12 protein-coding genes are annotated in these 19,675 nt (G+C 72.8%); 6 read left to right on the top strand and 6 right to left on the bottom strand.

Features of this window, described 5'->3' with window-relative positions; translation table 11 throughout:
- The first annotated feature begins 26 nt into the window (after positions 1 to 26).
- Complete coding sequence (locus WMF28_RS14440; protein ID WP_437602799.1) at positions 27 to 2,099, top strand: bifunctional aldolase/short-chain dehydrogenase; 2,073 nt, start codon at positions 27 to 29, stop codon at positions 2,097 to 2,099.
- 7 nt (positions 2,100 to 2,106) lie between these two features.
- Here WMF28_RS14440 and WMF28_RS14435 read toward each other — a convergent pair whose 3' ends face one another.
- Positions 2,107 to 3,621, bottom strand: coding sequence for an MATE family efflux transporter (locus tag WMF28_RS14435; RefSeq protein ID WP_437602798.1), 1,515 nt, complete (start codon positions 3,619 to 3,621; stop codon positions 2,107 to 2,109).
- A 66-nt stretch (positions 3,622 to 3,687) separates the two neighbouring features.
- Positions 3,688 to 6,531, bottom strand: a complete 2,844-nt coding sequence (locus tag WMF28_RS14430; RefSeq protein WP_437602797.1) for a serine/threonine-protein kinase — start codon at positions 6,529 to 6,531, stop codon at positions 3,688 to 3,690.
- 288 nt (positions 6,532 to 6,819) lie between these two features.
- On the opposite strand from WMF28_RS14430, the gene WMF28_RS14425 reads away from it, so the two are divergent.
- Both WMF28_RS14425 and WMF28_RS14420 read left to right on the top strand, forming a co-directional pair.
- Entirely contained in the window at positions 6,820 to 7,314 is a 495-nt protein-coding gene (locus WMF28_RS14425) for a hypothetical protein (RefSeq protein WP_437602796.1), read from the top strand.
- A gap of 414 nt (positions 7,315 to 7,728) precedes the next feature.
- A complete protein-coding gene (locus WMF28_RS14420) occupies positions 7,729 to 9,762 on the top strand; it encodes a DsbA family protein (RefSeq protein ID WP_437602795.1) in 2,034 nt (677 codons plus the stop codon).
- 242 nt (positions 9,763 to 10,004) lie between these two features.
- Here WMF28_RS14420 and WMF28_RS14415 read toward each other — a convergent pair whose 3' ends face one another.
- Entirely contained in the window at positions 10,005 to 14,036 is a 4,032-nt protein-coding gene (locus WMF28_RS14415) for a HEAT repeat domain-containing protein (RefSeq protein WP_437602794.1), read from the bottom strand.
- Between the two features lie 163 nt (positions 14,037 to 14,199).
- On the bottom strand, positions 14,200 to 14,973 hold the full coding sequence (locus WMF28_RS14410; protein ID WP_437602793.1) for a sensor histidine kinase: 774 nt from the start codon (positions 14,971 to 14,973) through the stop codon (positions 14,200 to 14,202).
- 314 nt (positions 14,974 to 15,287) lie between these two features.
- Between WMF28_RS14410 and WMF28_RS14405 the strand changes: the two genes are divergently transcribed.
- The 3 genes from WMF28_RS14405 (at position 15,288) to WMF28_RS14395 (ending at position 17,618) form a co-directional block, all read left to right on the top strand.
- Entirely contained in the window at positions 15,288 to 15,752 is a 465-nt protein-coding gene (locus WMF28_RS14405; RefSeq protein ID WP_437602792.1) for a response regulator, read from the top strand.
- 220 nt (positions 15,753 to 15,972) lie between these two features.
- Positions 15,973 to 16,416, top strand: a complete 444-nt coding sequence (locus tag WMF28_RS14400; protein ID WP_437602791.1) for a response regulator — start codon at positions 15,973 to 15,975, stop codon at positions 16,414 to 16,416.
- 512 nt (positions 16,417 to 16,928) lie between these two features.
- Positions 16,929 to 17,618, top strand: a complete 690-nt coding sequence (locus WMF28_RS14395) for a sensor histidine kinase (RefSeq protein ID WP_437580382.1) — start codon at positions 16,929 to 16,931, stop codon at positions 17,616 to 17,618.
- Positions 17,619 to 17,686: 68 nt separating this feature from the next.
- Here the strand turns inward: WMF28_RS14395 and dapE are convergent, their stop codons facing one another.
- Together dapE and WMF28_RS14385 are read right to left on the bottom strand one after the other, a co-directional pair.
- Positions 17,687 to 18,790 carry a succinyl-diaminopimelate desuccinylase gene (dapE, locus tag WMF28_RS14390; protein WP_437602789.1) on the bottom strand — a complete coding sequence of 368 codons (1,104 nt, stop codon included), beginning with the start codon at positions 18,788 to 18,790 and terminating at the stop codon, positions 17,687 to 17,689.
- Positions 18,787 to 19,662, bottom strand: a complete 876-nt coding sequence (locus WMF28_RS14385) for a 2,3,4,5-tetrahydropyridine-2,6-dicarboxylate N-succinyltransferase (protein ID WP_437602788.1) — start codon at positions 19,660 to 19,662, stop codon at positions 18,787 to 18,789. The genes dapE and WMF28_RS14385 overlap by 4 nt, the downstream gene beginning before the upstream one ends.
- Between the last annotated feature and the right edge of the window lie 13 nt (positions 19,663 to 19,675).

The raw sequence follows: 19,675 nt of genomic DNA, 5'->3' as shown, positions 1-19,675 counted from the left end.
CCGCCGCTGGGGTAGGCGGCCGAACGATGGATCCTCGCCACAGCAGGGACGAAGCCCAGCGCTACCTCGACACCTACGCCGCTACCTGCGGCGAGGATCTCGCCCTCCGCGTCTACACCTCGCGCCTGCTCGGCGCCGATCCGTCGCTCGTGCTCCACGGCGGCGGGAACACGAGCGTCAAGAGCACGGCCGTCGACCTGCTCGGCGATCGCGTCGACGTGCTCTTCATCAAGGGCAGCGGGTGGGATCTCGCGACCATCGAGCCGCGCGGCTTCCCCGCGTGCCGCCTCGCGCCGCTCCAGCGCGCGTGCGAGCTCGAGGCGATGACCGACGAGCAGATGGTCGCGCTCCTGCGCGGCCAGATGCTGGATCCATCGAGCCCCACGCCGTCGGTCGAGGCGCTGCTGCACGCGATCCTCCCCGCGAAGTTCGTCGATCACACCCACGCAGACGCCGTGCTCTCGGTCATCGATCAGCCCGGCTCGGCCGAGGTCGTGCGGGAGATCTACGGGGACCAGGCGCTCTTCGTGCCGTATGTCATGCCGGGCTTCGCGCTCGCCCGTCGCGTCGCCGAGCTCGTCCGGGCGCGCCTCGCGCAAGGGGCGCTCCCGTCGGTGATGATCCTCGACAAGCACGGGGTCTTCACGTGGGGCGACACCGCGGAGGAGAGCTATGCGCGCATGATCGACGCCGTGACGCGCGCCGAGCGCTACATCGCCCAGCGCAGCGCGATCGTCCCGCACCCGACGGTCGCGGCGCCCGATCCGGAGTTCCGCGCCGCCATCGGGCCGGTCGTCCGGGGCGCGCTCGCCCGCGCCTCGGGTCGCCCCTGGGTTTGCACGCTCCGCACCAGCCTGCAGCTGATCGCGTTCTGCGACCGCGACGACGTCGCGCGGGTCTCGCAGATCGGCTGCGCGACCCCGGATCACGTCATCCGCACCAAGGCGCGGCCGCTCATCGTCGACGGCGGCGACGTCACCGACACGGCGCGCTTCCGCGCGGCCGTCGAGCAGGCCATCGCGAGGTACGTGGCCGAGTACCACGACTATTTCCGCCGCTCCTGCGCCGCGCGGGGCGTCGCCCGCGACGAGCTCGATCCGTTCCCGCGGGTGCTGCTCTTCCCCGGGGTGGGCGCGCTGTGCGTCGGCGGCTCGCACGCCGAGGCGGAGATCGTCGCGGACGTCTACGATCACACCGTCTCGGTGATCGAGGCCGCCGAGGCGCTCGGCGGGTACCAGCCGGTCCCGGAGCTCGACCTCTTCGACATGGAGTACTGGAGCCTCGAGCAGGCGAAGCTGAAGCTCGGGGCGGGGCAGAGGGGCCCGCTCGATCGGCGGATCGCGCTGGTGACGGGCGCCGCCTCGGGGATCGGCCACGCGACCGCGGCGGCGTTCCTCGCCGCGGGAGCGCACGTGGTGCTGGCCGATCGCGACGAGGAGCCCCTCGAGAAGGCCGCCGCCGAGCTCGGGGGACGCCACCGCGGCCGCTGCACGAAGATCGCCTGCGACGTGCGCAGCGAGGCGAGCGTGAACCGGGCGTTCGCGCAGGCCGCGGCGCACTTCGGCGGCGTCGACGTCGTCGTGTCGAACGCCGGCCGCGCGTTCTCGGGGCCCATCCACACGTCCGAGGGACACGAGGCCCTGTGCGCCTCGCTCGAGCTGAACCTGCTCGGCCACCAGAACGTCGCCCGCGCGGCGGCGCGGGTGCTGCTCGCCCAGGACTCGGGCGGCGCGCTCCTGTTCAACGCGTCGAAGAGCGCGTTCAACCAGGGGCCCGACTTCGGCCCGTACTCCGTCGCCAAGGCGGCGCTCGTCGCGCTGATGCGCCAGTACGCCGTCGACCTCGGCCCCCAGGGCATCCGGGCGAACGCCGTGAACGCCGACCGCATCCGGACCGCGCTGTTCGGCGCCGGTCTGCTGGAGGCCCGCGCCCGCGCCCGCAACGTCTCGGTCGACGACTACTTCCGCGACAACCTGCTCCGGCGCGAGACCACCGCCGCCGACGTGGCGCAGGCCTTCGTCTACCTCGCGACCGCCGAGGCCACGACGGGCTGCGTCGTGACCGTCGACGGCGGGAACGCCGCCGCGTTCCCCCGCTGAGCCCGGGTCAGAGCCCCTCCACGCCCGGACCGCCGCCGCCCCCGCCGAGCACGGCCTTGTCGGGCGGATGCTGGGCGTCGAGCCGGATCTTCTTCCAGTCCCCCGAGCGGAACTTCCACACCATGGTCGCCGCGAGGAGGACCACGTAGATGACGCCGGCCCCCCAGATGCCCATCAGGCCGAAGCCGAGCGTGATGCCGAGCAGCCACGCGAGCGGGACGAGGCAGGTGAAGTGCAGGATGAGCTCCACCACCATCACGAACACGGTGTTGCCCGCGCCGAAGAGCGCCTGCGTCAGGATCATGCCGACCGCGACGATCGGCGTGCAGATGCCCATCACCTGGAGCGGCCGGAGCGCCGCGGCCTGGACGAGCTCGCTGCTGCTGGCGAACGCGAGGATCTGCGGGGCGAAGATCGCCTCGAGCAGGCCGACGACCCCGAAGATCGCGAGCCCCAGCCGGACGCTCACCCAGCCGAAGCGCGCGGCCTTGTCGCCGTCCTTCTCGCCGAGCGACTGCGCGACAAGGGTCGCGGTCGACGTGCCGAAGGCCAGGCAGGCGGTGAACGTGAGCTTCAAGATCCCGACGATCACCGTGGTCGCCGCGCCGTAGACCGGCTCGGCGCGGCCGCCCGGGCAGAGCGGCGAGATCACGCCCGCCGGCGCGACCTGGTCGAGCTTGCTGGCGATCGCGTAGAACAGGGCGAAGCCCGTCATGATGGCGACGGTGGCGACGGCGCTCGGGATCGACAGCTTGAGGATCGACCAGGTGAGCGGGGCCGAGAGCTTGCTCGTGGCGAACGGGCGGTAGAGGCGCCGGTACTGCGGCAGGAGCGCGTACACGACCATGATCGCGAGGCCGACGTAGGTCGAGATGAAGCCCGCGATGCCCGCCCCGGCGATGCCGTACTTCGGGATGCCGAGCGAGGCGTTGCCGAAGATGAGCACGATGCAGAGCACGATGTTCAGCGCGTTCATCGCGAGCGCCGAGACGAGGTGGATGTGCGTCTTGCCGATGCCGTCGAAGAACGCCTTCAGGGCGAACGTCGCCGCCATCGACGTCACCCCGAGCAGGCGCCAGCCGAGGTAGTCGAGCGCCGCCTGCCGCGCGTCGGGCACCTTGATGATGACCGACAGGATGTACGGCATCGTCAGGTACCCGATCACGGAGAACGCGACGCCGGCGACGATCGCGAAGAAGAGGGCGTTCGCGAGGACCGCCCCCGCGTCCTCGGACCGCTTCTCGGCGAATCGGCGCGCGGTGAACGCCTGCGTGCCGACCGAGATCGCGCTGAGCGAGCCGCCGAACAGCCAGAGGACGATCAGCGACGGCAGGAGCGCCGCGTGCGCGTTCGACGACTCGGGGCACGGCAGGTGCGCGAAGAAGACGATGTCGACCTCGTTGACGATGCTCTGGGTGAGCATCGCCGCCACGGTCGGCAGCGCGAGCCGCAGGATGGCGCGATGGGGTGGGCCCGAGGTAACGGCGTTCGATCCCGGGGCGGACAGAGCTATCTGAGCCATCGCAGGCTGCGCGGTATACAACGCCGCAGCGTGCGCGCGAGAGAAATGCTCCCCGTGGGGCGCAGCTTACTCGGCCTTGGCGACCCGGGACCGCCGCTTGTGACGGCGCCGCTTCGCCTCGGTGGGTTCCTCGTGCTCGTTGCCGTCTTTCTCTGCCGCGTCAGCGTCGCCGCGGGCAGGCGTCGGCGTCGACGGCTCGCGCGCTGAGGACGAGGACGATCGCTCGCGCGCCTTCGACTCGCGCTTCGCGACCTCACGGGAGGCGCGATCCGCCGCGCCGCGCGCCGCAGGCTTGTCCGCCTTCAGCGCCGATCCGCGCGTCGCGACCGCCGGCCTGCGCGGGACGGTCTGGTTCCTGGCGGGCGGCTTCGCCGCGTCGGCCTTCGCGACGGCGGGCTGCGCAGACGGCGCGACGGCGGCGGGCTGCGCGGCCCCTGCTCGGGGCGCGGCCGCATCGGGTCCGGCGGCGGGCGAGGCCACGAGGGCCGAAGGGGCGCCGCTCCCCTGCCCCGCCTCGCTGGGCACGAGCGCGCCGGCTGCGCCGGGCGCCGCCGCATCCGGGGTGACCGCGGCAGCCGGCGCACCGGCCGCCTGCGCCGGTGCGCCGGCCGCGAGGGCCTGCAGCGCCGCGCCGGCCGCTAGCGCCTCCGAGACGACCGCCGGCGCGTCGCCGGGCGCAGCAGGCTGAGCCGCCTCGCCCGACGGAGGGGCCGCCTCGCCCGCGACGCCGAGCAGCGCAGCGGCCGCTGGAACGCGCGCCGCGATCTCGCGCCCCTTGCCCACGACGACCACGCCCGCGAGCGCCATCATGGCGGCCACCGCCGCGAAACCGAGCGCGCGGCGGCGGGCGCGCGCGCGCCCGGGCGTGCCCAGCGCCGTCAGGATGGCCTGACGCATCTCGGTGGCGCTCTGGAAGCGGACGCTCGGATGGCGCGCCAGCGCGCGCATCACCAGCTCGTCGACGAAGGGAGGGATCTGTCGGGCCGGCGCGCGCTCGCGGAGGCGCTCGGGGCTGCCCTTGACCTTCGCGTCGAGCAGCGCGACGAGGCTCGGCTCGACGAACGGCAGGCGCCCCGTGAGCATCTCGTAGAGGACGCACCCGAGCGCGTAGAGATCCGCGCGCCCGTCGATGCGCCCCGACGCGGCCTGCTCGGGGGCCATGTACTCGGGCGTCCCCACGATCGCGACCGCGGCCCGCGCCGGCCCCTCGCCCGCGCCCGTCGCGTCCGCGACGCCGTCGACCTCGCCGCGGTCCTCCGAGAGGCACTTCGCGAGCCCGAAATCGAGCAGCTTCAGGCCGGCCTCCGCGATGGAGGGCGCCCCCTCGGCGCCGCTCGGGCGCGTCAGGAACAGGTTCTCGGGCTTGATGTCCCGGTGCACGAGGCCCTCGGCGTGCGTGAGCTCGAGCGCGCTCAGCACCTTGACCGCCATCGCGAGCGCGTCCCTCCAGTCGATCGCGGCCCCGCGGGCAAGCACGGCGTCGAGCGTCGCGCCCTCGAGCAGGTCCATGCCGCAGAACAGGCGGCCATCCGCGGCCATGCCGAAGTCGTGCACCTTCACGAGGTGCTCGTGGGACAGGCGCGAGAGGACGCGCGCCTCGCGGCGGAAGCGGTTCGCGATCACGTCCGTCGCGGAGTGCTCGGCGGAGACGACCTTGAGCGCCACGCGGCGCCCGAGGTCGACGTGCTCCGCCTCGTAGACCGTGCTGCTCGCGCCGGCGCCGATCTCGCGCAGCAGCCGGTAGCGCGTGCCCGGCAGCATGCCCTCGTCGCCGCGCTCGGCCGAGGCCATCGCCTCGGCGCGAGGGCTCACCGGCGTCACGGCCGTGGCGCGGTGCGCCTTGGCGGCGGCGGCGAGGGTCGCGAACTCTCCGCGCGAGCGCCCCGGCTCGCCCGGGAAGAGCCGCTGCATCAGGTGCGCGGCCCGCGCGCGCACGCCGCGCTCGCCGCCCGGCAGCGCGACCGCCGCGCCGAGGAGCGCGGCGAGGTCGCGCGCGGCGGCGCGGCTCGACAGGTACCGGGCCTCCCTGTCGAAGGCCGTGAGCCGCGCGATCGCGGCGTCGAGCGCCGGCGTCGCCCCGAGCGAGAGAGCGATCGGCGGCGGGTCGTTCTGGTTGCGCGCGACCGCGGCCATGTGCGTCTGCGCGTCGCCCTGGAGGAAGCGGCGCCCCGCGCACAGCTCCCAGAGCATGATCCCGAGCGCGTAGAGGTCGACCCGCGCGTCGCCCGGATCGCCGTTGGCGACCTCCGGCGCGACGTAGCCCGGCTTCGCGAAGACGACGCCCGCGACCGTGTGGCAGCGCCGGTTCTGCCCGCGCGCGGTGCCGAAGTCGATGATCTTCACGTCGCCGGAGAAGCCGAGCATCACGTTCTGGGGCGACAGATCGCGGTGCACGATGCCGAGCGCGGCGCCCGACGGGTCCCTGCGCTCGTGCACGTGGGCGAGCGCCTCGGCGATCATGGTCGCGATCGCGACCGCCTCCGCCCAGTCGAAGCGGTGCCCGAGCTGCACCGCGCGCGCCCGGACCTCGCCGAGGCTCCGGCCCTCGACGTGCTCGACCACCGCGTACGGCTCCCCCGTCGCCGGGTCGACGTCCGCCTCGATGACCTGCGCGACGCCGGAATGCTGGAGCTGCGCCTGCACCCGCGCCTCGTCCAGGAAGCGGGCGATGTAGCTCGGGTCGGACGCGTGCTCGCGGCGGATGATCTTCACGACGACGGCGCGCTCGGCCCCCTCGAGGCCGGTCGTGGAGGCGAGGAACACCTCGCCCATGCCCCCCCGAGCGATGCGCCGCAGGAGCACGTAGCGTCCGAGCGGTCGGGGAACATCGTCCGCAGCGAAGCCGCTCTTGTTGGGCTCATGCGAGGGCGGAAGAACCGGGCGAGGCACGGTCGCGGAGGAGTTCGCCATGAACCGAACCTACCGGATGTAGGACAAGGTGGGCCAACTTCGGGAGGTTCGCTCTGCCGCGCCGAAACGGGCCGCGCTTTCGCGGTGCTCCCGCCGTGCCGCGCCGTTTCGACACAGGGGCTCTCCAGATTATCCACAGGGTTATCCCCACCCTGTCGACAAGTCGCGCGCTCCGGGCGGCCGCCCTGAGCGGCGCCGGAATCCGTCCAGGGAGTCCAGAAAACGCCGCAATCCCCCGAGGCCCCGGCCATTGCTCTCCCCGCTGGCCTCGGCTACTCCTTGGCAGGGATGTCGCGACACGCCGTCCAGCGCCTGATGACCTTGCTGACGTTCGCGTTGGCGCTGGTCCTCCCGCTGCGCGCGGGCGCTGCGATCGTTCCGGTCTGCGAGGAGGACCGGATGACGATCGTCGCTCCGCCGGACGAGCCATCGTGCACCGTCCTGACGAGCGTCGACGACGCGACGGGCGCGACGAGGGCTGCGCCCATCTGCGATCCCCGCGGCGCATCGTCGGTCGCCCCGCCCCGCACCCTCCCGATCACCGATGCGCGGATCGACGCGGTCCCTGGATGCGAGGGGGGCGATCTCTGGCCGAGGGTCGGACCGAGCTCGCGCCATCCCGGCCCTGTGAGCGAGCTCTCCAGCCCGCCGCAGCAGGCGCTGCTCGTTCCGGAGCTCGTCCTCCCTGCCGTGGGCACGCCCGTGGGGCTCTTCTCGTTCCTCGCGGTCCCCGGGGGGCCGCGCTCCGGCGTGGAGCAGGGCGTCTACCACCCGCCTCGATGAGGCGAGCTCGCCGGCAGGCCGTGCTCGATCGCGCCGCGTGGTCTCTCGGAGCCCGCTGCTGGCGGTTCGTGGCCGGCCCTGCCGCGAGATCCGGAGCGTTCGCCGTTCTGACCCGAGCCCGCTAGGCGGCTCGTCCGGCTCCGCGTCGCGCAGGCTCGCCCTCTCCGGGGCGACGCGCCCTCGCGACGGAGGCCGGGCGCAGACGCCGGCGTGGCGGGTCCAGAGCGGTCCCGGCGCTCCGCCGGGGGGCTGCGGCCGCACTGCGCGGTGGCGGCTCCTTCGGCCCAGGGTGGCTCGCCGCCCTGGGAGCGCACGATTGGCGATCTTGTCGCGGGCACGCCACCTGGTGTCGCGCCCGCGTTGAAGGAGGGGCCCGCCTGGCGGAGCCCCACCACCGTTGAGAGAGGAAATATCATGAACAAGGGAACAGCCATCGTCGGCTTTCTTCTCTGCTTCATCGCAGGGATGGGGCTGATGTGGAGTATCGATCGGAGCGCCGGCTCGCGCGGGCATGAGATCTCGGCGGCCGTCGATGACGGTCAGCCGTGGACCGATGAGGACGCGGCGGTGCCGGTGTCGTCGAAGGACCCGATGTGGGGCGCGCGGACGGCGCCGGTGACGATGGTCGTCTTCAGCGACTTCGAGTGTCCGTTCTGCACCCGGGTCGAGACCACGATCAACCAGCTCAAGGACAAGTACGGTCCCGAGAAGCTGCGCGTCATCTGGAAGAACAACCCGCTGCCCTTCCACAAGAACGCGCGCCCGGCGGCGCTCGCGGCCGAGACCGTGTTCCGCCTCGGCGGCTCGAAGGCCTTCTGGAAGTTCCACGAGCTCGCCTTCCAGAACCAGAAGAGCCTCACGCCCGACAACTTCGAGAAGTGGGCGGTCGAGTCCGGCGTCGACAAGGCGAAGTTCAAGGCGGCATTCGATCGGCAGGAGTACATGGCCAAGATCGACGCCGACATGGCGGTCGGCAAGTCCTCCGGCGTCACCGGCACGCCCGCCTCGATCATCAACGGCGTGTTCCTGAGCGGCGCTCAGCCGATCGACAAGTTCACCGCCGTCATCGAGGAGCAGCTCAAGGCCGCGCAGGCGGCGGTCGCCGCGGGGACGAAGCCCGACAAGGTGTACGCCAAGCTCGCCGGCGAGAACAAGGCGAAGGCGCCCCCCCAGAAGGACCGCGAGCGCCCGCAGGAGGACGACACGACGGTCTGGAAGGTGCCCGTCGGCGACTCGCCCGCGAAGGGGCCGGCCACCGCGCTCGTCACCATCGTCGAGTGGTCCGACTTCCAGTGCCCCTTCTGCACCAAGGTCGTCCCGACCATGGAGGAGCTCCTCAAGACCTACGGGGACAAGGTCCGGTTCGTCTGGAAGAACAACCCGCTCCCGTTCCACCAGCGCGCCGAGCCCGCGGCCGAGCTCGCCATGGAGGCCCGCGCTCAGAAGGGCGAGAAGGGCTTCTGGGACACGTACGACCTGCTCTGGAAGAACCAGCAGAAGCTCAGCGACGACGACCTGCTCGGCTACGCCAAGGAGCTCGGGCTCGACGCCGAGAAGGTGAAGGTCGCGATCGCCACCAAGAAGCACGGCGCGTCGATCGCCGCCGATCAGGAGCTCGCGGACGACCTGCAGGCGTCCGGGACCCCGCACTTCTTCATCAACGGCCGCCGGCTCGTCGGCGCGCAGCCGATCGACAAGTTCAAGACGATCATCGACGAGGAGATCAAGAAGGCCGAGGGGATGCTCGCCAAGGGCGTCGCCGCCAAGGACCTCTACGCCGCGATCATCAAGGACGGCAAGGAGCCGCCGCCGCCCGAGCGCAAGGAAGTCGCCGCGCCGGCCCCGAACAGCCCGTGGAAGGGCGGCGAGCGGGCCAAGGTCGTCATGCAGGTCTTCTCGGACTTCGAGTGCCCGTTCTGCAAGCGCGTCGAGGATACGGTCTCGCAGGTCTCGAAGACCTACGGCGACAAGCTGAAGATCGTGTGGCGCCACCGGCCGCTGCCGATGCACAAGAACGCGCCGCTCGCGTCCGAGGCCTCGCAGGAGGCCTTCGCGCAGAAGGGCAACGCCGGGTTCTGGGCGTACCACGAGGTGCTCTTCAAGAACCAGGGGCAGCCGGACGCCTTCTCGCGCGCCTCGCTCGAGAAGTACGCCGAGGAGCTGGGCCTCGACATGACGAAGTTCAAGAAGGCGCTCGACACGAACACCCACAAGGCGTTCGTGGACGCCGAGAACTCCGTGGCGGACAAGTCGGGCATCAGCGGGACGCCGGCCTTCGTCGTGAACGGCTACTTCCTCAGCGGCGCGCAGCCGTTCTCGAAGTTCAAGAAGCTCATCGACAAGGCCATGAAGGAGGCCGGCGAGACCGTGCCTGCCGCCGCTCCCGCGGCCCCCAGGAGGCCGGCGCCCGCCGCGCAGCCTGCCGCCGCTCCCGCCGCCCCCAAGTGAACCGCCGCTGCGCGGTCTGATCTCTCGCCTGCCACAGCCAATCCACCCGAGGGGCGGCTCCCGGTGACCGGATGAGCCGCCCACCCCCTGCCCTGCGCGGGCTCGGTGGGCATTCTCGTCGCTCCCGCCTCCTGTGAGGGCGGGCCCGCCCCCCCACGTCCCACGCGCAACGGCGTCGCGCGCCGCGACGGGCAGCAGGTCGCTCGCCGCTGCGGCCGCAGGTTGCGCTCGGCGCGGCTACGTCAGCCCATGGTGCGGAACCGCGAGCGCCCCTCCGAGGTCCACCACGCGCGATAGCGCTCCTGGGCGGCCTCCCGCTCCTGTCGCGGCAGGTCCTCGTAGTAGCCGAAGTACTCCCGGGTGATGCCCTTCAGCTCGTCGATGGCCGCGCGGCGGATGGCGGGCTTCTCGTGCGTGAGCGCGTCGATGATCCACTCGATGCGATGGCGCTCGCCGTTCCTCGACCACCACGACATCCACTTGCGCGCGTCGCGGCCGTGATCTTCTCGCGCGATGACGAGCAGCGCCCGGGCCGACGCCTCGACGATCACCTCGTGCGGATCGGAGAGCGCGCTGACGAGCGCCGGCACGCTGGAGCCGGAGCGGATCTCGGCCATGGTCTCGATGGCGGTCAGCCGCCGCACCGGCGACTCCTCGCGGTCGCGCGCGATGTGATCGAGCCCTTGCAGGATCGGGCCGCCCGCGGGCGGCGCCGCGATCAACAAGGCGGCCGACCGGACGGCGATCCGCCGGACGGCGATGCTGTCGTCGAAGAGCCGCGGGAGCAGCGCGTTGGCAGCCTCCGGATACGGCAGCTCGCCGAGCACGTGCGTGGCCCAGAAGCGCACCTCGGGGTCGGGCGAGGAGCTCCGCACGGTCATGAAGGGAAGCGCCGGGCGCCGGATCGCGACGATGAGCTCGAGCAGCGTCCCGCACTGGGAGGCGGGGGGCGCCGCGGCGACGCTCGCGACGCCATCCGGGCCGGCGATCTGCTCACGGAAGCGCTGGCGATCGACCCGGAGCGGACCGGGAAAACGCGCGGCGACGATCGAGATCGCCGTCTCGCCGTTGCGCACGAGCTCAGCAAAAGCCCTCGAGCCCGCCTCGCCGCCCGCGAGGACGTGCTGCACGAGCGAGCTGTACTCCGCGCGCAGCTCGCCGGCCGGAGAGGGCGAGGCCGCGGCGCGCCGCTCTGACGGGGGCCTCGGATACGCTGCGGCGGCCTCGAGGGCGACGGGCGTGCGGCGGCGCCAGTGAGGGCGCGCCGCGTCCGACGACGGCGCCGGCCCGGCGTCCCGGTGCTCTTCGCCGGGCGTGATCGAGCTGTCGAGCATCCACGGCGGACGTGAGTACCGCTTCGTCCGCGCCTCCTCAGGCTCGCCGAGATCGAAGTCCTCGGACCGCGAGAGCGCCGGCGCCGCGGGGATCTCCAGGTCGGGGATCTCGTCGATGGCGGGCGGCGCCGACGACGCCGTGATGACCGGCGAAGACGGCGCCTTGACCGCCTGCAGGAGCGGCTCGGTGACCGCTGGCATCATCGGCGCCGTGACGGCCGTACCCGATACGACGTCCACGCTCGCCTCGCGGCCGAGCCGGGACTGCGGCTCCGCGCCGGGGATCGGCGTGTGCAGCGCCGGGGCCGACGGGATGGTCGAGCTGAACGCCATCGTGTGCGCGACGCCTTCGTCCGGCGGCACGGGCTCGGCCTCCACGCCGGTGCCGCGGAGCCCGAATGCCCGCGCGACGGCATCGATCCCGGATCCGCCGTCCTCCGTGGACCAGCCGCTCTGGTGCCGCGGGCCTTGCGGCTCGACCTCCTCGCGGTCGGCATGCGCTGCCTCTCCCACGCCGAGGTCTGCATGCGCCGCGGGCGGCGGGGATCCAGCGTCGGGCGCGGGCGACCCGTGCGACGCCGCGCGGACCCTGCTGCTCAGCTCCAGCAGCGCGGCGCGGGTGCGCAGGGAGAGCGGGCCATCCTTGGCGAGCTCGTCGCCGTGCTCGTCCAGCGGCGCGGCGGCCTCGGCCGGCGGCGCGGACGCCCTCTGCGCAGGCGCGGCGGCCTCGGCCGGCGGCGCGGACGCCCTCTGCGCAGGCGCGGCGGCCTCGGCCGGCGGCGCGGACGCCCTCTGCGCAGGCGCGGCGGCCTCGGCCGGCGGCGCGGACGCCCTCTGCGGCGCGACGGGCTCCTGGGCTCCGCCGCTCCGGTTCAGCTTCTTTCGCAGGATGAGCCGCTCCAGCACCGCTGCCGCGAGCCCGGCGAGCGCGATGAGGTCGCCGATGCTGGAGAGCTCGACCGACGCGGCGCCATCGTCACCGTGGACGAGCGCGACGACGCGGCCGCGCACGACGATCGGGACGACCGCCACCGCGGCCGCGTGAACCTTCCTGCCGAGCTCGCGCTGGAGCTCCGCGTCAGGGGCGCTGCCGGCGAGGGCGCTGATGAGCGGCGCACGGAGCGCGCGCGCCCTGGCGAGGGCGGTCGGACGCTCGAACGGCACGGTGATCTTCGTGACGCGCTCGCGCTCGGCGCCGGGGCCTGCGGCGTTGCGGCCTTCAGCGCGCTCGCCGTGGACGGTGAACAGGACCGTGTATTCGAAGTACTGCTGCGCGAAGTCGAAGAGGATCGCGAGCACCGCCTCGCTCGAGTCGACCGCGGAGAGCTCCTGCTCGGCCATGGCCAGCGTGAACGGGCCCTTGCGCCGCTGCGCAGTCGGCGCAGACCGGCCCGCTTCGCGCATCGAGCCCTTCGCCGGCGGCGCGCTCGCCGAGACCGCGCGCGCCACAGGCGCGGGCGTCGCGGGCGCGGATGCCGCAGGTGCGAGCGCCGCTGCTGCGGGAACCACGGGCGCGGATGCCGCAGGAGCAGGCGCCGCAGGCGCGGGCGCCGCGGGTGCAGATGCCACAGGCGCCTGCGTCGCAGGCGCGGAGTCGCCGGGCCGGCGCTGGTGTGACGCGGTGGCTTGCGGCAGCGCATCTTGCCGAGCGCGGGGCGCGGCCGACGCCCGCTTCAACCAGCCGGTCAGCAGGTGAGTGCCCGGCGCTGAAGGACGCGCGCCGGACGGAGCCGGCACCGGCGCCGCCGCTTCCACGGGAGCAGCCGCGTGCACACCCGCCGCGAACGCCGAGAGGCGCGGCGCGAGCTCCTCGGGGCGGGGCGTCGGCTCCGCCGGCTCGATCGCGGGCTCCTCCTGCGGCGCGGCCAGGTGGCCCGGTGGCGCGCTCTCCTCGCCCGGATCTGCCGTGGCGAGATCGCGCGTGGCCGGCGCCGCAGCCGCTCGGCCGCGCCGCGGCGCGAGCTCGGCGAGGCGTGAAGCGAGCGCCTCTGCCCCAGGCGTGTTCGCCTCGAGATAGCGGAACGACGGCAGATCGATCGGGTACTCAGCGACGACGGTCGGCTCGTCATCCAGCTCGTGGAGCGGCGGCTTCCTCGGCGTGGGCACGGCCTCGTTGAGCGAGACCTCCGCGACGACGGTCTCCTCGTCATGGATCGAGGTCAGCGCCTCGACCGTCGGAGCATCGTCGATGATCGATCGCTTGTGCTGCTCCGCTTCAGCCGCCTGCTCACGAGCACCGACGCCGTCGGGGAACGTCGCGTCGGCGTCCTCAGAGGACGCCGCGTCGACCTGCGCGGACGAGGACGCGTCGACTCGCGCGGGCGGCGCCGCATCCGCACCGGCGGGCGAGGCCGTCGGCGGAGGCGCTTCCGGCGGGAGCGCGGCGGCGGCCGCCGGGGCGGGCTCGACCCGCTCCGCCGGGCTCGGCTCGGCGCGCGCGTCGAGCTGCTTCACGAGCCGCGACAGGCGCCGCTCGAGGGCGATCCCGTAGTGCTCCGCGAGCGCCTGGCGGATGCGCACCAGCGGCGCAGCGAGCTGCCGCAGGCTGACCCCCAGCGCGAAGCTCAGCTGCTCCGCCACGGCCGGCGCGAGGGGCTCGGCCGTGGCGATGACCAGCGTCGGCTCCGGCTGCGCGGCTCCCGTCGCCGCGCTGTCGAGGCCCGTGCGCACGTCGAGCGGGAACACGCGGTGCTGGACCGCGAGATCGACCGGGATGGTCCGGAGCACGTCGGGCGACGCAGGCTGCAGCCGACCCACGGCGGGCGGGAGCCCGAGGCTCTCCGCGAGCAACGCCGTGAGCTCGCGCTCGCGCACCGCGCCCAGCTCCAGCACGTTCGTGGCGAGGTCGCCGCCATGGAGCACTTGGCGGGCGATGGCCTCCTCGACCACCCGCATCGAGGTAACCCCATGCTGCACGAGGAGAGAGCTCAGCGTCGGCATCGAGGCGCATTCATCGGTGTGCGGTGGAGGTTGGAGCACGCTCGCGACGTGCGGCCCGGTCCATCCTAGACGAAGTCTTCATCGGACACGATCCACGCGTTGGGAGGCCTCGGAGGGGCCTCATTGGTCGCCGCCGCTCGCCGCGTAGCAGCGATCTTCCGTCTCAGGCAAGCTGGGTGGGAGAATCCCGCCCAACGCCGCCGAGGAAGCATGTGAAGCGCAGCCCGGTCGCGGAGAGGTCCGCGACCGGCGCCGGCGTGCCGCCGTCCGTGCGCCCGGACGAGGGCTCCACGGTCAGCCCGCCCCCATGCGCGTCGAGGATGCCGCGCGCGATCGCGAGCCCGAGGCCGAGCCGCTCTCGACGGCGCGGCGCGACCGGGTCGGCGGGGATCGCCGCCCGCTCGCCGAACGGATCGAGCAGCCGGGCGAGCGGCTCCGGCGGGACAGCGCCCGCCTCGTCGATGAAGGTCACCACCGGCATGCCATCGGCGCTCGAGACGCGGACCTGCACCGGCCGATCGCGCGATCGCAAGATGGCGAAGCCGAGCACGTACTCGAGCGCCACCCGGAGGAGCTCCGGATCGCCCTCCACGGTGGGGACCCCATCGGGCTCGGCCTCGAAGGAGATCTGCACACCGCGAGCAGCGGCCGTCCCCTCGAGCTGCACGGCCGCCCGGCGGACGAGCTCGCCCGCATCGCAGCGGGCGATCGTCATCGGACGGCTCGCGTCCGCGCGGAGCCAGATGGAGTTGTCGAACTCGTCGAGCAGCCGCTTCAGCCGCTCGCCAGCACCGCGCACGCGCTCCAGCATGTCGCGCGGCGCTGGCCCGAGGTCCTTCTGGTAACGCAGAAGATAGTGGACCCCCGCCAGCATGGTCGCCAGCTCGCCCCGGAGATCGTGGCCCACCCGCGCGAAGAACTCGTCATCCATCCACATAGACGCCTGCTCCGAATATGCAGCAACGCGGACTTCGAGCATCGGACGAGCAAGCCAACTGTCGTCGGGACCGCCCCGAAACAGCCGTCGCCAGACGCTGAGGTCGAACCGCGCCGAGACCTCATCTACGCTGGACAGTTGATGGTTGCGGATAAGCGACCTGGGCACAAGGTGTACCCGGGGTTCAGGTTTCGCCTCCACCAACGCAGGGGGGCCTTTCCAGGAACGCCGGCGGGGGGGTCGTTGCCCTGCTGCCACGCATCGAAGCCGAGCACCTGGGGAGCCGCTGTCAGCCGAGCCGCGAGCGGGGGAGCATGTCCGAGGCAGAGCGCCGAGAGTTCGCCGAGCAGCACGACGAGGAGGTCGACGAGGACACCCTGGTGGTCGAACGACGTCGCCGGGTCCTCATCGTGGACGATGATCCCGATTTCCTCGTCATGGCGGAGGCGGCGCTCGCCGCGCACGGCTTCCTGGTAGAGCGGGCGGCGGGGGGGCTGCGCGGCGTGTTCCTCGCCACGCAGGACGTGCCGGATGTGATCCTGTGCGACCTGAGGATGCCCGGCATCGACGGCTTCGTCGTCGCCGAAGCGTTGCGCGCCGACCCGGCGACCCAGCACGTCGCCATCTTCGCGTGCACCGGCCGGCGCGATCTGGAGGCCCGCGCCGCCCTCAACGCCTCGGCCTTCGACGGCGTGCTCGTGAAGCCGGTCGACTGGGACAGCGCCGCTCGTTTGCTCCACGACATCGTCGGCGTCCGCCGGCCCTACGGGCCTACCTAGGGCATGTAAGGGACAACCTTAGATCCCTTCAGGGCAAGTGCAGGGCAACCCCTGCGGGGGAGGGGAAATGCCCGGCGTCGGGCCGGCAATCAGGTATACAAACATCGCGTGACCCGAGCGGATCGCCCCCTACATGACCTGCGTGACAGGCCGACCGCACGGTGCCGGAGTCGTTCACGCCGATCGGGCGGCGCGCCGAGGAATGGAAAGGTTCACTGGGATGGAAGTGAAGTGTGACGACAACGCGTTCTCGCCGCTCGTCCTGGTCGTGGACGACTTCCAGGACAACCGGGAGATGTTCGCGGAATACCTGTCCTTCTCCGGGTTCCGCGTGGCCGAGGCCGCGACGGGGCGGGAGGCGCTCGATCGCGCCTTCGAGCTGCTCCCGGACCTCATCCTGATGGATCTGTCGCTCCCGGAGATCGACGGCTGGGAGGCGACGCGCCACCTCAAGAGCGACCCTCGCACGAAGCGGATCCCCATCGTCGCGCTCACCGGTCACACGCTCGCGGGGCACTCGCGCGAGGCGAAGGACGCGGGGTGCGACGCCTTCCTCACGAAGCCGTGTCTGCCGGACACGCTCGTGCTCGAGATTCGCCGCCTCCTGTCGCGCGGCGACGGCGACGCGCGGGGCGCGTCGTCGCAGCCGGAAAGAACGACCTGACGCGTCGCCAATCCCCTCCCCGGCCAGCCTGCGAAACCTGTCCCGCGCACACGAGCTCGCGAGATCCTCGAGACGCGCGAGACGCGATACCGACGAGAGAAACAGCGCACGTGCGCTCCCGCGTTGGCAGGACTTGACTGAGGCACCACCTGACTATCCCAAGTACAGTCTTTCTGGCTAACTGATCGCCTGAGAGACAAGAGGGAACCAGGATGGCGGGGGTGACGAGAAAAAAAGCCGGTAAAGACGCGACGGACAGCGCGGATGCAGCGCACGGCCGCACGCTCCGCGGGCGCGCCAGCACGGTGCCCCTGCGCTCGCCGAAGAGGGGCTCGACGTCCACTGCGGCGAGCGGGCCCCGCTCCGCGGGACCGGCTACCCTGCGCGCCAGGGTGCCCAGGCGATCGAAGGCGGACGCGGACCGGCATGCCCCACGGGGCGATGCGGCTGAGCGTGAGCGGCTCGAGGAGCAATGCCAGCTTCTGGAGGGTCGCGCGGAGGCGGCCGAGCGCATGCTCCGCGAGACCGTGTCCACCATCTCCCACGACCTCAGGAACTCGCTGAGCGTGATCGTGGTCAGCGCCCGCATGCTGATGCGCTCGATCCCCCAGGACGGCCCGGGGCGGAGGCAGCTCGAGGCGATCACCCGCGCGACGGACGAGATCAACCAGCTCGCGCAGGACCTGATCGACGCCATGAGCATCGAGAGCGGCTCGCTGAAGGTCGGCAAGGGCGCGCACGAGGTCGAGCCGATCCTCGACAGGGCGATCGAGCTCGTCGCGCCGACCGTCGCGCTGAAGCCGCTCGAGATCGCGAAGGAGCTGCCGCACGACGTGCCGCCCATCGCGTGCGACCGGGAGCGCATCGTTCAGGTCATCGCCACCCTGCTCGGCAACGCGATGCGCTTCACACCCAAGGGCGGACGCATCACCGTGCGCGCGGAGCCCGCGGGCACCGACGCGCGATTCTCGATCTCCGACACCGGCCCCGGCATCTCGCCGGATCAACAGCCGCTGCTGTTCGCCCGCCACGCGCCCCCTCGCCGGCCGCTGGGACAGGGGATGGGGCTCGCGGCCTTCGTCACCAAGGGCATCGTGGAGGCCCACGGCGGCACGATCTGGGTCGAGAGCTCGCCCGGCCAGGGCAGCACGTTCTTCTTCACCATCCCCGCCGTCGGGCTCTCGGTGCGCGCAACGTCCTGACGGACAGCCCGTGCGCCGCGGAAGGGGTGCGCACCGCCGCGCGCCGCTGGAGCGGGGCGCGCGTGCGGTCAGGCCGGTCCGAGCGCCGAGAGCCAGCGGCGGAGGATCGCGCGACCTTCCGACAGCTTCTGCAGCGACGCCCACTCGTTGCGCTGGTGCGCCTGGGCGTTCTCGCCGGGGCCGAAGTTCACCGCGGGCACGCCGAGCTCTGCGAAGCGGGCCACGTCGGTCCACGCCTGCTTCGGCTCGACCGCGGCGACGCCGGCCTCGCGCAGCGCCACGACGAGCGGGTGCGACGCGTGCGGCGGCGCCGAGGGGCTGAGGTCGCGCCAGTCGATCTCGGCGCGGCCGCCCACGAGCGCCTCGATGGTCCGCTGCGCCTCCTGGATCGAGGTCCCGGGCGGGAAGCGGTGGTTCAGGTTGATCGTGAACTCGTCGGGCACGACGTTCCGCCCGCGCCCGCCCTGCGCCATCGTCGCCGTCGTCACGGCCCGGTAGACGAACCCGTCGATCTCGACCTCGCGCGGCGCGAGGGCGGCGAGCTCGACCAGGAGCGGGCCCGCCTTGTAGATGGCGTTCTCGCCCTGCCACGGTCGCGCGCTGTGCGCCGTCCGCCCGCGGAACGTCAGCCCCGCGTGGAGCGAGCCGCTCGCGCCGAGGCTCAGCTTGTTGTCGCTCGGCTCGAGGCACACCGCGAGATCGAGCGCGCGGAGGCCCGGCTCGCGCTCGATGACCAGCGCGAGCTCGTTCTCGAGGTACGGGCCTTCCTCCCGGGCGTAGAACACGAGCGTCAGATCGACCCCCGCGACGTCCCTCCGCTCGCCCTCGGCGAGATCGAGCATCAGCGCGAGGCCCGACTTCATGTCGCTCGCGCCGGGGCCGTAGAGGCGATCCCCCTCGATCCGCGGCGGCCCGTCGTGCGAGGTGCGCACCACGTCGAGGTGCCCGGCCAGCGCGATCTTCGGGCCGCCCGTGCCCTGCGTCACCTGCACGACGAGCGAATCGCCGTGACGGCGCACCGGCGCGGCGAGCTGCGCTCGCCCGAGCCGCTCCGCCACCGCGCAGCACAGCTCCTGCTCTTCGCCCGTGGGCGACGGGACGGAGCACAGCCAGAGCAGCGTGTCCACGAGCGCGGCCCCGGCCGCCGCGTCCTGGTCGGGCCGCGCGCTCACACCGGCACCGCGAAGTCGCGCAGCGCCGCGTTGAGCGACACCTTGCGGTCGGTCGCCTCGCTCCGCTTGCCGATGATGAGCGCGCAGGGGATCGCGAACTCCCCCGCGGGGAAGCGCTTCGGCCGCGTGCCCGGGATGACCACGCTGCGCGCCGGCACCCGGCCGCGGTGCTCGACGACCTCGGCCCCCGTGACGTCGAGGATCGCCGTCGACGCGGTGAGCACCACGCCGGCGCCGAGCACCGCCTCCTCCTCGACGACGACGCCCTCCACCACGATCACGCGCGAGCCGACGAAGACGCCGTCCTCGATGATCACCGGCCGCGCCCCCGGCGGCTCGAGCACCCCGCCGATGCCGACGCCCCCGGCGAGGTGCACCCCGCGACCGATCTGCGCGCAGCTCCCGACCGTCGCCCACGTGTCGACCATCGATCCCGAGCCGACCCACGCGCCGATGTTCACGTAGCCGGGCATGACGATCGCGCCCTGCTCGAGGAACGCGCCGTAGCGCACCGTCCCCGGCGGGACGACGCGGACGCCCGCCTTGTCGAGCCCTCGCTTGAGCGGGATCTTGTCGTGGAACTCGAAGGGGCCGACCTCCATCACGCTCATGCTGCGGAGCGCGAAGTAGAGAAGGATCGCCTCCTTGATCCACGCGTGCGTCACCCACCGGTGCGCCGCGCCGTCGCCGCCTGGCGCCGCGACCTCGCCGTCCGCCTGCGGGGTCTTGTCGGGCTCCGCGACGCGGAGCAGGCCTTGATCGAGGCACTCGATCGTGCGGAGGACCGCGGCCTCGTGCGCGGGCGAGCGCAGGAGCTCGCGGTCGCGGAACGCCGCCTCGACAAGGGACTTCATGGATTCTTCGGTGGCCATGGCGCCGCCTTAG

Origin of the sequence: Sorangium sp. So ce590 (assembly GCF_051521365.1) — a bacterium.
Lineage (GTDB): Bacteria > Myxococcota_A > Polyangia > Polyangiales > Polyangiaceae > Sorangium.
This window is presented reverse-complemented; position numbering and strand designations above follow the sequence as displayed.

What these genes read in the sequence shown, in the direction of transcription:
- WMF28_RS14395 (WP_437580382.1), top strand. Translation starts at nt 16,929, where the DNA reads ATGCTCCGCGAGACCGTGTCCACCATCTCCCACGACCTCAGGAACTCG.
- WMF28_RS14385 (WP_437602788.1), bottom strand. Translation starts at nt 19,662, where the DNA reads ATGGCCACCGAAGAATCCATGAAGTCCCTTGTCGAGGCGGCGTTCCGC.
- WMF28_RS14420 (WP_437602795.1), top strand. Translation starts at nt 7,729, where the DNA reads ATGAACAAGGGAACAGCCATCGTCGGCTTTCTTCTCTGCTTCATCGCA.
- WMF28_RS14415 (WP_437602794.1), bottom strand. Translation starts at nt 14,036, where the DNA reads ATGCCGACGCTGAGCTCTCTCCTCGTGCAGCATGGGGTTACCTCGATG.
- WMF28_RS14400 (WP_437602791.1), top strand. Translation starts at nt 15,973, where the DNA reads ATGGAAGTGAAGTGTGACGACAACGCGTTCTCGCCGCTCGTCCTGGTC.
- WMF28_RS14440 (WP_437602799.1), top strand. Translation starts at nt 27, where the DNA reads ATGGATCCTCGCCACAGCAGGGACGAAGCCCAGCGCTACCTCGACACC.
- WMF28_RS14435 (WP_437602798.1), bottom strand. Translation starts at nt 3,621, where the DNA reads ATGGCTCAGATAGCTCTGTCCGCCCCGGGATCGAACGCCGTTACCTCG.
- WMF28_RS14410 (WP_437602793.1), bottom strand. Translation starts at nt 14,973, where the DNA reads ATGTGGATGGATGACGAGTTCTTCGCGCGGGTGGGCCACGATCTCCGG.
- WMF28_RS14425 (WP_437602796.1), top strand. Translation starts at nt 6,820, where the DNA reads ATGTCGCGACACGCCGTCCAGCGCCTGATGACCTTGCTGACGTTCGCG.
- WMF28_RS14430 (WP_437602797.1), bottom strand. Translation starts at nt 6,531, where the DNA reads ATGGCGAACTCCTCCGCGACCGTGCCTCGCCCGGTTCTTCCGCCCTCG.
- WMF28_RS14405 (WP_437602792.1), top strand. Translation starts at nt 15,288, where the DNA reads ATGTCCGAGGCAGAGCGCCGAGAGTTCGCCGAGCAGCACGACGAGGAG.